This is a genomic window from Synechococcus sp. RC10B2 (genome assembly GCF_047502635.1).
In genome coordinates, this window is sequence record NZ_JANSHO010000041.1 from 87,801 (window position 1) to 102,717 (window position 14,917).

Here is a 14,917-nt window from a genome sequence, read left to right on the forward strand (position 1 = left end):
TTATGGTCGTATATCGCCTGCGTAAATCGGTTTCGGGCACACGGGCAGCCGCGGTATTGGCGGTAATATCCTGCCAGGGTGCTGCCCCGACGGGTCTTGCGCTGCAGTATACGCCACCCGCAGCAGCTGTCCACCAACTACGGGGTTGCGGAAAATCGGGTCGTAGCGCATCAGCAGGTTCACCGCGTACTGCCCTGCCGAATCGTACTGCCCTGCCGAATCGTACTGCCCTGCCGAATCGTGAAACGCAGTCTGGTGCTGCAGCGGAATCTCGAAGTTGGAGCTGCCGTAAAAGCGCGGGATCCAGCCCCATTTGCGCAGCCATTCGGTCTGGTCGCCCAGCGGCGCAGTGAAGTTCTCGGCGATTGCGCCTTCAATCGTAATTCGAATGTCCAGTGGCTCGCCGTAGAAGGGGAACTCAGGCGACGCCACGCCTGCAGGGCGCGCGCCGCGCGCCGCGAAGTTCGCCCGCGTATCTTGCGGGTCGGTGTTGAACCAGTAGCCTGGAATGACGAAGAAGCACCCCTCCTGCGCGAACAGTGCGGCTTGAATCTTGATGTCCAGCGGTTGAATCGCCGCTGCGCTGAAGCGGTACTGCGTGTTGCCCGTCGGCAGTTGGAAGTCGCCCAGATTGCCAATCGGCTGGAGCTGCAACTGCAGCAGGTTCACGATTCCTGGGCGCGGGTCTAACTCGTAGCTGGCGCCACTGGGACGCGGCACAAGCGGGAAGGCGACCTTCTCGTAGTTCGGGTAGACCTGAAACGGCGTGCGCCCCAGCGGGTACATCACATTCGGGAAGCCCGCGATATTGAACCGATAGAACGAGTAGAACGGGTCGGCGAACTCCGACGGATTGACCGGATTGACCAGTAGGTTGATGAACGAGCCTGCGCCGCTGGAGGCGTGGCGCAAGTAGAGCCGCAGCCCGCCAAAGTTGCCCGAATACCCTTGTGGGTCTTCGCCGAAGCTAAACAGCAGGCGCATCGGCTGGTCGGGCAGCACCTCGAAGAAGTAGGGCGCTTCAACATTCGTCGGGTCGCCTTGCGCGCTGGCGGGGCTATCGAAAGTGCGCTGCAGAAACTGCGTCGTATTGATGCACACATAGTCCTTCGCGAGAATCGCCAGCGCGGAGCGTTCGTCGCCCTTCACGATATTGCCCTCGATATACGCCGTGCCGTTCGTGACGATGATAATCTGCCTGCCCGACGGGATGCGCCCCTTGACACGCACATTGCCTTCGGCGTAAATCACGCCGTTGAAGGGCACATCGAAGCTGCGGTCGCCCTGCGTGATTTCGCTGGTGAGCGTTGGATCGTTTGGGTTGTCCGGGTCGCGGAAGAAGAAGTTCATCGTCTTCAGGCTGGTGGGCAACCCGGTGATGGGGTTGTACCACACATCGCGCGGCTCGGCTTGGTTGCGCGTGATGCGGAACCCCTGCGCCAGAATATCATTAGGGTTATTAGGATCCAGCACCTCCACCAGCTCGATGAACACGCCCGGCGGCTCGTAGAACGGACCGTTCCAGTAGCGCGACTTGCCGGGGTTCACCCAGTCGCCGCGTAGGGTGTAGCCGCCGAGGAAGCCGCGGCTCTCCTGCTGGATGTCGAGCGCGTTGTTGATGTAAATGCCGCGCCCGTAGCCGTACTGCCCTGTGTTGAACCACACGCCGTTGGGTCGCTGGCGCCAGACGCCCGATTCGCGCGTGGCGGCGACATAGCGGGGCAGGTCGGTCGCGGGGTCTACCGTGTCCATGCGTGGCGGCTCCAAGTAGGCAATCGCCCGCGGATAGCCATCGGCGGCGGTGGTCGGTCGCCCGTCGCGGTACAGCCCGTTCACCGTTCTGAAATTTGGATCACTGCTGGGGAGCAACGGGAAACGCTGGGTTCCTTGCTGATCTGTAACCACCATCTGCACCGTCGTCCTTGCGTTCTGCACCACTTCGCCCGCCACATAGACGCGCTCGCCCAAGTCGGGGTTGATGACGATCTCCACATTCCCGCTGAAGCGCAGGTTGCCGTTCACGAAAATCGAGCCGCCTTGCCCTGGTACGCCCAAAATCGTGCGGTACGGGACACTCTCCCCCCGTGCGTTGAGCAGCCCCACATCGGGCACGCCGATGTCCATCAGCGTGCCGCGCTGCTCCTTATTCATCACGAAGCGCAGGTAGTCGATTGTGCCGATTTGCAGATACGCGACGCGCTCGGCGCGGCTGGTGCGATCCGCTAACTTGAAGGTCGTCGGGTCGTTCGGGTCTACGATGCCTACGCGCCCGATGGACTCGATTTTAATCACGGGCTGGCGATGCACGGGACCCGACGGCTGATACGAGACGCGAATCAGCGCGCGCCCATTCTGCAGGTTGATGCGCGTGAAGCCGCCCGTGCCGTCGGCAGGGTTGTAGGGCTTGAGCCAGAAGTAGTCGGGGTCTTCAGGCGTGGTGATGTTGTCGGGGATGGGTCGCCAGTCCGCGCCGAACTCGCTGCGCACCAGCTGGTCAATCGCGAACTGCAGTCCCGACTCGGCGAAGTAGTCCGCGCGGAGTCGCTCACGCGCCTGCTGCACATTCAGGATGTTGCGGGCAATCACCGTGATGAACACCCCGCCCAGCACCAGCAGCACGAAGCTGACCAGCAGGGCAATCACCAGCGTTTGACCGCGTTCCGTAAAGCGATGTGGTCTCCTCATCTTGCCCTAATCCCTCCGCGCACCTGCACGATGTTCGGCGCTTCCAGTTGCGTCGTCAGCGAGTAGTTCACGGGCTGTTGCGCCCCGTAGAACTTCAGCCCCATCTTGAGGTTCATCAGTCGTCGCGTCTGGTAGTCTGCCACATAGCTGTCGCTCTCCAAGTTGAACCGATAGAAGAAGGTCACAATAATCTCGGTATCAGGCGGCAACGGCATGCGCGGGTCGCTGTAGAACTCGATGTAGCCGCGCAGCAGTTGCGGCGTGAAGCCGTAGTTTCGCAGTACCTCTTGGTACGGCACAGCGTCTTGATACAGAATGCGGTACTGGTTCGGACCGGGCGTCGCATTCGCCGCCGACACGCGCTGGTAGCGAATCGGGCGTCTGTAGTTGGGTCCGAAGCGTTGGTCGGGACCGATTACGACCTCCGAGCCGGGCACGATGGACGCCGTTGGGAAGGTCAGGTGGTTGCGGGCGTCGTCCATCACGCCGTCGTTGTCCAAATCCAGCAGCGACACATAGCGGCGGATATTGGGCGCGTCGTTCGGGACTTGCGACAGTGCGGTGTTGTAGCGTGCGTTGATGGCGTCGGTCGCGAAGGTTAGATCCTCTATACGGTACTGGAACCACCACGGCAGCGCGAGATCAACAAGCCCTGCCTCGGTGTTTACATAGAACGCCATCGGCTCGGCGTCGGTATAGTAGTTGAGCGCGTTGTTGAGCCAGTTGGGTTGGGGCTGTCCCGTTTCGGTCATCTGCTGGATGCGGGTCAGGTTCGCCACCCAGTCGTCGCGCTCTTGCCCGTCGGGTGTGGCGCGATAGTAGCGGATGTACCATTCGCCGTTGTCGTTCGGCGCGAGGTAAAAGTAGCGCAGCGGCTCGCCGCGTTGCAGCGCGTCGGGGCGGCTGCGGAAGGCGACCAGTCGGAAGCTTTCGGGGCTAACATCCCACAGTCCCAGCGGGAAGCGGATTTGCACGGGCGGTGCGCCCGCGCCCTCGTCGCCCAGCGTGTCGGTCTCAATCGGCGCGCCCATCTGGTTCACTACCAGCGCAGGCGTTAGTTGCATCAGCGGCTCCACGCGCGGGTTGCCGTTATCATCGTAGGTCACATTCACCATATCCACTTGCCCCAGCGGCACGATGGGCTTGGCATACTTGCGCCACGCAGCGGCGCGCTCGTCGTCGTAGAAAAAGTTCGGGTCGAAAAAGTCGGCAATGCTGTCAAACAACTCAGGGTTCAGCACCCACTGGTTGCCCTGCCGCACATAGAGACGGAACTCGGCGCGGTACAGGATGGCATAGTTTTCGGGATCGGTCGCCGCTGCTAAGCGCACCTCGTCGGGGTTGAAGTACGGTCGGCTGTTGTCCATCAGCCCAATGAAGTAGCGCACCACCGTGCGCCCTGGCGAAATCGGCACGGCAATCTCGGCGTTGTAGGAACCGTCGGGATTAATCGGGATGTCCGAAGTCGGGTCGTTCGACTCCTGCGATGGGTCGCCGTAGGCAGGCATCACCATATCGATAACCGCGTAGCGCAGCGGCACATTCACCACCTGTCCCTGTCCGTTCTGCACGGGCAGGTAGATGACCCGATCCGCGCTGTCGAACACATAGGCGGCGCGCTTAAGGTCGTTGGTGAACTGATTGAGGGCAAGGCGCACCGTGTCCTGCGCCTGCGCCTGAATCTGCCCTTGGCGGGTCAGGCGGAAGCCCTGCACCAGCGGGATGAGCAGCAAGCCGAGCAAGATGGCGGTAATGGCGATCACCACCAACAGCTCCACCAGCGTAAAGCCCGCTTGCCGCTCTCGATATGCCTGCCGAAATCGCATGCCTTCTGCCTCCATGATAGGACTCAACCTGCAGCGTTCAAGTTCCCGCATCAATCCCTGACGGGCAACAAGATATCGAAGTCGGTGCGTGTGCGTCTGCCGGGCGGTTCGTGCGTCACGCGCACTTTGACCGACAGCCCCTGCACGCCGCGCACGGCTTGCCCCGTAACGCCGGGATCCCAACGCACAGCGTTCGGATGCACATCGCGCAGGTCGATGTAGACCAGCCCCGTCGCATCATCGGGCACTTCGCTGATGCGGAACACGCCGTTCGTGCCGCGCTGAGTGTTGCCGTTGTCGGGGTCGTCGTCCACATCGTACCAGTACTCGCGCAGCAGAATGGTCTTGCCTGCTTCACTGCGCGTGAAGTAGAGCCGTCGGGCAGAAGCGCCGAGGTCATACCAGCAGGTGTCATAGGTCATCGCCGCGCGGTTCTGCACCAAGTAGTATCGGTTCGCCGCCTTCTGCACGGAGATTGCCCAGTTCTCATGCACCTTGTAGAAGACGCGAATCTTGCGCCCCTGCATCTGCGGGTTGCCGATTTGTAGGTTGCCTGTGGCGTAGTCGATGGTCGCGTTGAGGTCCGGTAGCGTCTGGGTGCGCAGTTCGAATGCAAGCTCCCTGTCGGGTATCTGCCTTCCCTGTCGGAAGTACGCAGTACGCCCTGTCAGCAGGTCCACGATTATCAAGTCGGCTTGAAGTGGTCGACCGCGCTCGTCAAGCCCCAGCCCAAGCCCATTATACTGGGTCTGGTCATCTTGCAGGTCGCCAACCTGCTTCAGGTCGGAAAACGCGAGTCGGATGCGCCCACTGTTGGGCACGGTGAACTCCTCGCGCATAATCGTCCAGTCATGCACATAGTAGCTCACATAGGCTTCCAGCGGTCGCGTGCCGCGCCAGTACCGCTCATAGTAGCCCGATGCAAGCGGGTTAATCAGAATCGTGCCCGTCAGCAGGTTTAGCACCTTGTATTGGTACGGGTTCACAGGCGACCACGGCGCGTTGGGTTCCAGCCGGACGAAACGGCGCGCCACGACATCCGAGTAGGGCACAATCCCTAAGACTCTCCCGTGTGGAGGACCTGCCAGCCCCAGATCTCGCCACTGAGGCTCTGGTGGGTTAGGATCCGTGGGCGGAAACTGTATCACTTCTGTAACGAACCGCGTTTCGAGGCGGCTATCTGTCTGGTACACGACGATATATTCCACCTGATACTCGATGGGTTCGTTGCGCAGCGGGCGCAGCAGCACGCGCCCCGCCTCGTAGTCGATACCGTACTCGAAAAGTCGAATGTTGGGGCGCTGGAAGTCGGAATCGAGAATCAGGCGGCGCATTGGCGCGCCTGTGAGCGACAGGTATTCGTCAAGGCGGTTCGCAGGCGGCTGCGCGATGGGTGCGAACAGGGTGGTGTACGCGATTCCTTCCGTCAGCTGGTTGCGGCTCCCCAGCAGGGGACCCGGCAAGCCCAGCGAAACGCGCTCGCCCACAATCCGACGGAAGCGGTTCACCCCGCTGGCGTATAGGGCAGGCACGCCTCGAGGGAGGTCGGGCTGCTGACTCAAATCGTCGGGGGAGACACTTGCATCGACTGTGAGCGCAGGCGTGTCGCCCTCATACCTGATAGGCACAATCGCGCGCGGTAGGTTGTCCGCTCGCGTCTTGAGCCGCTCCAGCTCCTGTTGCGCGTAGCGCGTCGCCGAGTCGCTCTGACCCGACCGCTTGAGCGCGAGGAAACCACTGGGATACAGGCGAATAAACGCTAATATCGCAATCGCCAGTATCCCGATGACCACCAGCACCTCGACCAGCGAGGCGCCCTTCTGTCGCCTACCCATGCCTACCATGCTCTCGCTCCTGATTTCAGGCGTGGCGAGACAGCTCGCTGCGCCCTGATTCCCAACGCTTCGACACAGGGTCGCTGCGCTGGGTTCCACTCCAGCTGTAGTCGTAAGACGCGCCTATGGACGCACCGTGTAGGGTGACTCGTACATGTCAGACGAGTCCATCGGTTTGACATTCCCTGTCAGGAACAGCACGAGGTCGTTTTTGGCGCGTGTCGGTACATCTCCATTATAAGAGCGATGATAGCTGCACCAGGTAACTACAGCCGTCGTGTCAGGATTGCGATAGCCCAGTTGGCGTGGGTTGTCAGTCGCTTTCGGTCCTAACGTTCCCTCTTCTATCGTTCCGTCGAAGTAGCCTAAGCCATAGTTGGTTGTGCCTCCGTTCAGTTGGTTCTCCAGTTGATTCAACGCCTCGTTCGACCAGAAAAGCGTGTAGCGCAGTTCATATCTGTCGGGATTCGGGACGCGCCCGACAGAGTAGCTGTCGTAGCGGTAGAAGCAGACGATAGGGCTGCTGTCGTCGCCGGGGCGCAGGCGCACAGGCTTACCTGCCAGCGCGTGCCCCTTCGGGTAGACCGCCTGCGTGATGAGGCGCTTATCGTCAATCGGATTGTTCGGGCAGTAGAAAATCTCGGCGTTGTTCTGCAAGTAGCTCCCCAGCGGCTTCGGGGCGAGGTTGAACGGTAGTAACTCCGGATCATTCTGATTGCAGGTTAGATTTCCGCTCTTGTTAACAGCATACGCGCCCAGCACGGGCGGGTAAGCGCGGTAATCTTCCTTGTATTTCTGCAACGCCAAGAAAATTTGGCTCAAATTCGACATGCATCGGCTTTTGCGGGCGTTCTCGCGCACTGTGCCCGCCACCGGAAAGATGATCGCCGCCAGAATGGCGATAATCGCGATCACCGTCAGCAACTCCACCAGCGTAAATCCGCGTCTCATGGTTGTGCCCCTTCGTCCTCGCTGCCTTAGACTGCGCAGCGGTCGTTATGGTTCCCGCCCTAATTATGACACACCCGCCGACTTTCCTGCAATTTGTGTTGGGGTTTCGCGCACGGGTCTAAGCAGGAACGCTGACGCCAGGAAATAGAGGGGCGCCAGCGCGAAAATCCAGCGCCAGCCCGCGCCCAGCCCGTACTGCGCGTTCCAGTAATCGCCCAGCGGTCCCGCAATCAGCGGCGCAACCACCTGCGGCATGGTCATCGCGATGTGCCAGATCGCCATGTAGCGCCCCGACTCTTGGGTGGGCACGAGGTTGCTCGCCAGCGCCCAGTCCACGGCGGCGTATGCGCCCCATGCAACGCCGAACAGCGCGCCCGTCGCGTAGACCATCAGCAGCCCCTGCGCGGTCAGAAACAGCGCGGCGCAGGCGCACATCAGCGCGATGCAGGCGTAGATGATGCGCTTTTTGCTGATGCGGTCTGCCAGTACGCCTGCCAGCCAGTTGCCCAGCACGCCCGTCAGCGTCGCCGTCGCCATAAAGCCGAACGCATGCTGCGGCGCTGCGCCACCAAGCCCAATTGTGTCGCGCAAGTAGAACTCCAGATAAAACAGCGCGGTGAAAAAGCCCATGTTGAACACGAAGCGCGAAATGACCACCCAGCGGAAGTTGGGCTGCTCGTTTAGCAGGATGTTCACAAACAGCGTCCAGCGCAGGCGTTTCTCGTCGGGGGTACGCGGCTGCCAGCGGGGTTCGCGCATGCCCAGCACCGTCCACAGCATCGTGGCAAGCAGGAAGCCGACCAGCGTATAGCCCACAATCTGCAGGCGCACGCCCCGCTCCAGATGCCCCGCAATCAGCGGCGGCTCGCCCAACAGCGCGCCTGCCAACGCCAGCCCTATCAGGTTGCCCGCCAGCGTCATCATCCCCATGTACGCCGACGCCAGCCCATGCCGATGCACAGGCACATAGTCGGGAATCACCGCCTGATACGGACCGTTCGCCCAGTTCAGAAAGAGTTGAATCGCCACGAAGTGCAGGATCAGCAACGCGAAGCTCTGCGTGGTCATAAACAGCACGACGAACGGCAGGCTCAGCAGCGTGCCCCACAGGATAAACGGGCGTCGCCTGCCCATCGGGGAAGTGCAGCGGTCGCTAATCGGTCCCGCGATGAGTTCAACGATAGTGGAAATCAGCGCGCCCGCCGCCGCCAGCCACGCAAGGTATAGCCCGCGCTGCTCCAGCGGCGCAAGGTCGTTCACCCGCGCCTGCATCGCAATCGTCAAAAATGCCGCCCAGTGGACGCTCACGCCCAGCCAAAACGCGCTGAGTGCCCAGTAGTTGATGCGTGCTTGCGCCGTCGGAACACTCATTTCACGAGGCACTTGGAAATTGTACCTGACGCGACCAAGTAGATTCCTTCGCACGGGTATAATCACATACATGCAGGTGTTGCGTATCACAGTAGAAGACCAGGACTGGGAACGGCTCCAGCAGGCGGCTGCACGATTGAACTGCTCCGCGGAGGAGTTTGTTTCGCGTACATTCCATTATCTGCTGCAGCGCGTCGCTCCCCCTGACCAGGAGTGGCAGGCGCGATTCGATCGTCTGCTCCAACAAGTTCATGCGCATACATCCGCATTTACACCTGAAGAGATAGAAGCTGACATCACTGCCGCTTGGGAAGAGTATAGACGAGAATGCGGGGCGTGATTGATACCAATGTGTGGGTCTCGGCGTTCCTTGCTCAGCGAGGATATCCTGCCCAGTTGATTGAAGTAGAACCTAAGCAGTTGAGTACGGCAATTGGCGGGCAGATGCCCCAACTCCAGCAAGAAAGCTACCAGCAAATGCGTAATACCAATCGCAAGGGCAGAGTTTACAATTGCCCCCCTCCTTAAGGTTCCCCCCGCTTCGCGAGGGGAACCGCGTGGGGCGCGTGGGTTCGGTTCCCCCTGCTTGCAGGGGGAACCTTAAGGAGGGGGTTATCGGGCATACTCGTTTTTGTGAACTTTGGCTGCGCGATTGGTATAAGTCCCATGAAGGGTCAGACGCGAAACCAACCAAAAAGTATTGTGAAATAAGCACGCCAAAGTGGGTGACGTTACTGATTGAGTAGTGGGTGTTGACCCGTAGCCCCTAAGTAGGCACCGACAGCCGCATTCGCAACCGTCGCTATCAGCCCCAGCGAAGAGAGCACAATCCCCACGATTGCCATCACGCGCATCGAAGACGATTGAAGTCCGCGTATGCCCAGAACTATCCCAGCAATGGTTACGGGCGCGCCGCAAATCGGTATGCACCAAGCCAATAGCGACATAATTCCAAGCACAAACGCGATAATCGCTTCGGTTCGTCCTGTTTCTTGCATTTCGATTACCTCCTTCGAGAGTCTTCGCTTCGCGGGAAGTTCTTCCTGCTCGAATAACGCTACGAAAGCCCATACACAGGGATTGCCGCGCCGTGGATGGCGCGCGCGGCAGGCGAGCAGAGGAACATGATGACCTCGCCGAGCGCTTCAGGCGCGACCCAGCGCGAGAAGTCGGCGTCGGGACGCGCCGCGCGATTCGACGGCGTGTCAATCGTGCCAGGCAGTATGCAGTTGACATTCACGCCATGCTCTTTCAGTTCGGCGGAGAGGGTTTCAGTGAGGCGGATCACGCCCGCTTTGGCGGCGCAGTAGCCCGCCCCGCCCGCAAAACCTGACATCCCCGCCCTGCCCGATACATGTACAATTGCGCCCCCACCCGACCGTATCAGCAGCGGCGCAATCGCCCGCGAGACCAGAAACGCCGTGCGCAGGTTCATCGCCAGCATCGCGTCCCAGTCCTCCAGTGGCGTCTCGTGGACGGGCGGACCTGCCGTGAAGCCGCCGACGGTGTTCACCAGCGCATCCAACCTGCCGAACCGCTCCTGCACAGCGCGGGCGAGGCGGTCGCAGTCGTCAGGCTCGCGCAGGTCAATCCCGCCGACCAGTAGGTGCTGGGGGGCTGACGCGAGGTCGGCGAAGAGGTGGCGGAGTTCGGCGTCGTCGCGGGCGCACAAGGCAAGCGTCGCCCCCGCCTGATGAAACTGGCGGGCAACCACGCGCCCCAGTGCGCCCGTCGCGCCTGTAATCAGCACCACCTTGCCCGTGAAGTCGAACGCAACCATCAGCCCTCTGCGTCTTCCGCAAACGGGTAAGTCGGCAGGCTCACGCGCAGCGGCTTATCCACGCGGTAGCCCAGCGCGTAGTCCGCCTGCAGCAGCGTGTGGATCTCCGAAGTGCCCTCGTAGATGGTCGCGCCCTTGCTGTTGCGATAGAACCGCTCCACAGGGTACTCGTCGGAGAAGCCGTAGGCACCGAACACCTGCACGGCGGCGTTGGCGGCGCGCTGCGCAGCTTCGGTGTTGTGCCACTTCGCCAGCGAGGTCTCGCGCGTGTTGCGCAAGCCCACATTCTTCATCCAGCCGACTTTCTGGTACAGCAGCACGCTGATCTCGTAATCTGCTGCCATCTGCGCGATTTTCTGCTTGATGAGTTGGTGGTGCGCCAGCGGCTCGCCGAAGGTCTTGCGCTCTTTGGCGTAGCGTACCGATTCATCCAAGCAGGCGCGGATGAGTCCCGCTGCGCCCGCGGCGACCGTGTAGCGTCCTTGGTCGAGCGCGAACATCGCGACTTTGAAGCCCTCGCCCTCCTCGCCGATGCGGTTTTCAACGGGGATTTCCACATTCTCGAACACGACGCCGCCTGTGTTGCCCGCGCGCACGCCGAGTTTGCCCTTCAGCGTGTAGGGCTTGACGCCCGCACGCTCGCGCTCCACAAAGAACGCGCTCATGCCCGAATGGTCGCGTTTGGCTTTCTTGTCGGGGTCGGTCCAGGCGACCACGAGGTACTGGTCAGCGACTTCGGCGAGCGAGATCCAGATTTTCTCGCCGTTGAGGATATAGCGGTCGCCCTCGCGTCGCGCGGTGGACTGCATGCCGACCACATCGCTGCCCGCGTTGGGCTCCGTCAGGCAGAACGCGCCGAGCCGCTGACCCTGCGCTTGGGGTACCAGGAACCGTCGCTTCTGCTCCTCGTTGCCCCACGCCATCAGCGTCATTGCGGTCAAGCCGACATGCACCGACATCACCACGCGCAGGAAGGTGTCGCCGTACTCCAACTCTTCGCAGGCGATGCCCAGCGCGATGTAGTCCAGCCCTGACCCGCCCCACTTGCGCGGGATGCAGATGCCCAGCAGCCCCAAGTCCGCCATGCGCTGATACACCTTGGGGTCTGCGCCGTGCCGATCCCAGTCGCGGATGTGGGGCTTGACTTCGTTCTCTACAAAGCGGCGCACAGTCTCGCGCACCATCAAATGCTCTTCCGATAGTCGAAAGTCCATAGAAGACGCCTCCTTCGAGTAGGATTGTACCCGACGGTGGGTATCCTGTTATCGATGCGCCTACTCGATCGGCTGATTCTGCGCGAGTTGTTGCCCCCGCTGCTGTTCGGCGTGAGCTTGTTCACCGCGCTGGTGTTTGCGGGGGGCTATGTGTTTATGATTACCGAGTACGCGGTGAAGGGCGCGCCGCTCAGGCTGGTGATTGAACTCGCGCTGCTCTATCTGCCGCAGATTGCGGTGCGCACGCTGCCGATGGGCATGCTGTTGGCGACGCTGCTGGGGTTCGGGCGGCTCTCGTCGGATTGGGAGATTACAGCGGCGCGCGCGGCGGGGGTGAGCCTGCGACGGATGATGATGCCCGTGTTCTGGCTGAGCCTGCTGGTGAGCCTCGCGGCGATTGGCTTCAACGAGACGCTCGTGCCGTGGGCAACCGCACGCGCCGCCGAAATCCGCAAGTCCATCTTGGAGCAACTGCGCCTAACCGAGCAGGAGGCGTTCGGCTTCCCCCAGTTCCGCGACGGCAGGCTCGACTCGTATGTGATTGTGGCGGGCGGGCGCGACCCCCAAACGCAGGAGCTGTACCAACTCACGCTGCTGAAGTACCGTGCGGACGGCGCACGCGAACCCGAAGTGGTGCTGTACGCCCAACGCGCCCAGTGGGACGGCGAAGCGCAGTGGACGCTCTACAACGGCTGGTGGCGCACCGCCGACGGGCAGTACGGCTCGTTCGTGGTGTTCCGCGCCGAGCCGCGCCTGAACCTCGCCATTCGGCGCACGCCCGTGCAAATCGAAGCCCTGCTGACCAATGTGGACGAGCGGTCGTTTCGCCAACTGCGCGAGCAGATCGAATTCTTCAGGCGCGAAGGGGCAGACGAGGCGCAGCTGCGCCAACTCACGGTGGAACTCTACAATAAGATTAATGTGCCGCTCGCGAGCTTGGTATTCGCCTTGTTGGGCGCGCCGTTGGGTATCCGCCCGCAGCGTTCCAGCCCTGCCAGCGGCTTCGCGCTCAGCGTCGCCATCATCTTCGCCTACTGGGTGATGGCGCGCTACTTGGTGATTCTGGGGCGCGGCGCGATTGACCCGCTGCTCGCCAGCAGTTTGCCCAACCTGATCGGGATTGCGCTCGCCGTGTGGTTCATCCACCGCAAGGAGCGGGCGTAGGCAGTTCAGCAGGAATCCCCCCACCCGTGTCGTATACTCTTAGCAGAGGCGATTCCGATGAGCAATCTCGCAACGGGCGCACTGGAACTGATGCTGGCGATGCAGACGCCGACGCCGAAAGGCTACTGGGGCGTGCCTGTGTTGGTGTGGGGCATGCCAGGCACGGGCAAGTCCACCTTTATCGAGAGCCTGCAGCGCGACGGCTTCCCCGTCTACACGATGATTGCCAGCCTGCACGACCCGACCGACTTCAACGGACTGCCTGTGCTGCACAACGGGCGGATGCGCTTCGCACCCCCCGAATGGGTTTACCTGTTCGAGGAACACGGGCAGGGCATCCTGTTTCTGGACGAGTTGACCACCGCGCCGCCGACGGTGCAAGCCGCGCTGCTGCGCCTGGTGCTGGAGCGCAAGGTCGGCGCACACAGCCTGCCCGCAGGGGTGCGCATCGTCGCTGCTGCCAACCCGCCCGACATCGCCGCCAGCGGCTGGGAACTCTCGCCCCCGCTCGCCAACCGCTTCGTGCATCTGAACTGGCAGTTGGACGGCGACACCTACCGCCGCGCGCTGGAAGAGGGCTTCGCGCCCCCGCCCGCGCTGACCACCGACCCCGAACGGCACGCCGCACGCGCCCTGTTCTGGAAGCAGCTTGTGGCGGGCTTCCTGAAACGCAACGCGGGCATGGCGTTCACCCAGCCCGCCGAAGACGAGTACGCCTACGCCACCCCGCGCAGCTGGGACTTCGCGATTGCGCTGATGGCGACCTGCGACCTGCACGGCTACGCGCCCCGCCCCGGCGAGCAGTCGCCCCCCAACACCCAGCCGTTTGTGAACCTCGTCAAAGGCGCGGTCGGCTCGGGTGCGGCGACCAGCTTTTTGCAGTACCTGCGCCAACTGCGCATTCCCGACCCCGAAGCGGTGCTGGACGGCGCGGCGCAGGTAGATCCCACCCTGCGCGAGGACGAGCTTCAGGTGCTGTTCGAAACGATGTCGCACCTACTGCAGAAGATGTCCGAAGACGCTAAGAACGAAGACGCTGAGAACAAAGAGCGTTTGAAAGCGCGCACGCGCCGCTTTCTGGAAGCCGCGCAGGTCGTCGCGCGCGCTCGCAAGGCGGATAGTATTTATACTGTCTTTCGTAAGCTTATCGGAAAGAAACCAGTCGGGAATAAAGGCTGGCTGCAGCATCAGATTGAACAAGACGCAACCCTGCAACCCATCCTCCGCGAACTCGGTCAGCACTACGAAGAGCTGACGGGCATCCTGGAGCGTCTGAAGCCGAAGTAGTGTTTGCCCTCACCCCCTGTGTCCCCCTCTCCCGCAAGCGGGCGAGGGGGATTATGGAGTGCGGAAGCGGAGCTTCCGCCCGATGCTGCAGCTGCACTTCAGCACTCCAAAGGGGCGGCGCGCAGCTCCCCTCGCCCGCGAGGCAGGCGAGGGGGAACGGCAGGGCGCACCGCCGTGCGCTCCTACACCTCTCTCCCACCCTGTGGGAGAGGGGCTGGGGGTGAGGGCGAAAAGCGTGGCTCCCCTCTCCCACCCCGTGGGAGAGGGGCTGGGGGTGAGGGCGAAAAGCGTGGCTCCCCTCGCCCACCCTGTGGGAGAGGGGTCGGGGGTGAGGGCGAAAAGCGTGGCTCCCCTCTCCCACCCCGTGGGAGAGGGGCTGGGGGTGAGGGCTACAGACGCGACTATTCGGTACAATAACAGTGGGCACTCAACAGGGAGCAGGTGATACCTATGGCTTGGCAAGGCGTAGAGATTGAGATTGAAGTCCCCTGCGCGGGGGGGCAAAAGCACCCCGTGCGCCTGCGCTTCACGGGCTGGGGCGAGTTCGAGGTTGCCTACAACCCCTGTGAGGAGCTGCTCGGTCCCGTGTTCGCGCGTATGGCAGCCTGCACCCACTACCTGCACAAAGCGTTCCCCGAAGCGTTCCACGACGACACCGACTTGAAGCGGCGTCTTGTGGAGGCGTTTGGTGCGGCGGGTGCGCCTGCCGTGCCCGCGCTCATCCAAGCACTGGGGGATGACGAGTTCCAGGTTCGCCGTGCGGCAGCGGAGGCGTTGGTGAAGATAGGCACTCCTGCCGTGCCC

10 protein-coding genes are annotated in these 14,917 nt (G+C 62.1%); 3 read left to right on the forward strand and 7 right to left on the reverse strand.

Annotation, left to right across the window (positions count from 1 at the left end; all coding sequences use genetic code 11):
• From NW855_RS05045 to NW855_RS05075, 7 genes are all read right to left on the reverse strand, one after another.
• Entirely contained in the window at positions 1-2,685 is a 2,685-nt protein-coding gene (locus tag NW855_RS05045; protein WP_414508479.1) for a hypothetical protein, read from the reverse strand.
• Entirely contained in the window at positions 2,682-4,511 is a 1,830-nt protein-coding gene (locus tag NW855_RS05050; protein WP_414508480.1) for a PilW family protein, read from the reverse strand. Before NW855_RS05050 ends, NW855_RS05045 begins: the two co-directional genes overlap by 4 nt.
• 50 nt (positions 4,512-4,561) lie before the next feature.
• A complete protein-coding gene (locus NW855_RS05055; protein ID WP_414508481.1) occupies positions 4,562-6,355 on the reverse strand; it encodes a type IV pilus modification PilV family protein in 1,794 nt (597 codons plus the stop codon).
• A gap of 114 nt (positions 6,356-6,469) precedes the next feature.
• Positions 6,470-7,297 carry a type II secretion system protein gene (locus tag NW855_RS05060; protein WP_414508482.1) on the reverse strand — a complete coding sequence of 276 codons (828 nt, stop codon included), beginning with the start codon at positions 7,295-7,297 and terminating at the stop codon, positions 6,470-6,472.
• A 63-nt stretch (positions 7,298-7,360) separates the two neighbouring features.
• Positions 7,361-8,668 (reverse strand): MFS transporter, encoded by a 1,308-nt coding sequence (locus tag NW855_RS05065; RefSeq protein WP_414508483.1) that lies wholly within the window; start codon positions 8,666-8,668, stop codon positions 7,361-7,363.
• Positions 8,669-9,725: 1,057 nt separating this feature from the next.
• Positions 9,726-10,448, reverse strand: coding sequence for an SDR family oxidoreductase (locus tag NW855_RS05070; protein ID WP_414508484.1), 723 nt, complete (start codon positions 10,446-10,448; stop codon positions 9,726-9,728).
• Positions 10,448-11,662 carry an acyl-CoA dehydrogenase family protein gene (locus NW855_RS05075; protein WP_414508485.1) on the reverse strand — a complete coding sequence of 405 codons (1,215 nt, stop codon included), beginning with the start codon at positions 11,660-11,662 and terminating at the stop codon, positions 10,448-10,450. The genes NW855_RS05070 and NW855_RS05075 overlap by 1 nt, the downstream gene beginning before the upstream one ends.
• Before the next feature lie 54 nt (positions 11,663-11,716).
• On the opposite strand from NW855_RS05075, the gene NW855_RS05080 reads away from it, so the two are divergent.
• The 3 genes from NW855_RS05080 to NW855_RS05090 form a co-directional block, all read left to right on the forward strand.
• Positions 11,717-12,826: an LptF/LptG family permease gene (locus NW855_RS05080; RefSeq protein ID WP_414508486.1), complete on the forward strand. Its 1,110-nt coding sequence runs from the start codon at positions 11,717-11,719 to the stop codon at positions 12,824-12,826.
• A 57-nt stretch (positions 12,827-12,883) separates the two neighbouring features.
• The gene (locus NW855_RS05085; RefSeq protein WP_414508487.1) at positions 12,884-14,113 is read left to right on the forward strand and encodes an AAA family ATPase; all 1,230 of its coding nucleotides are present in this window, start codon (positions 12,884-12,886) and stop codon (positions 14,111-14,113) included.
• A gap of 450 nt (positions 14,114-14,563) precedes the next feature.
• A partial coding sequence (locus NW855_RS05090) for a HEAT repeat domain-containing protein (protein WP_414508488.1) occupies positions 14,564-14,917 on the forward strand: 354 nt, incomplete at its 3' end.

What these genes read in the sequence shown, in the direction of transcription:
- NW855_RS05080 (WP_414508486.1), top strand. Translation starts at nt 11,717, where the DNA reads ATGCGCCTACTCGATCGGCTGATTCTGCGCGAGTTGTTGCCCCCGCTG.
- NW855_RS05075 (WP_414508485.1), bottom strand. Translation starts at nt 11,662, where the DNA reads ATGGACTTTCGACTATCGGAAGAGCATTTGATGGTGCGCGAGACTGTG.
- NW855_RS05060 (WP_414508482.1), bottom strand. Translation starts at nt 7,297, where the DNA reads ATGAGACGCGGATTTACGCTGGTGGAGTTGCTGACGGTGATCGCGATT.
- NW855_RS05045 (WP_414508479.1), bottom strand. Translation starts at nt 2,685, where the DNA reads ATGAGGAGACCACATCGCTTTACGGAACGCGGTCAAACGCTGGTGATT.
- NW855_RS05055 (WP_414508481.1), bottom strand. Translation starts at nt 6,355, where the DNA reads ATGGTAGGCATGGGTAGGCGACAGAAGGGCGCCTCGCTGGTCGAGGTG.
- NW855_RS05070 (WP_414508484.1), bottom strand. Translation starts at nt 10,448, where the DNA reads ATGGTTGCGTTCGACTTCACGGGCAAGGTGGTGCTGATTACAGGCGCG.
- NW855_RS05085 (WP_414508487.1), top strand. Translation starts at nt 12,884, where the DNA reads ATGAGCAATCTCGCAACGGGCGCACTGGAACTGATGCTGGCGATGCAG.
- NW855_RS05050 (WP_414508480.1), bottom strand. Translation starts at nt 4,511, where the DNA reads ATGCGATTTCGGCAGGCATATCGAGAGCGGCAAGCGGGCTTTACGCTG.
- NW855_RS05065 (WP_414508483.1), bottom strand. Translation starts at nt 8,668, where the DNA reads ATGAGTGTTCCGACGGCGCAAGCACGCATCAACTACTGGGCACTCAGC.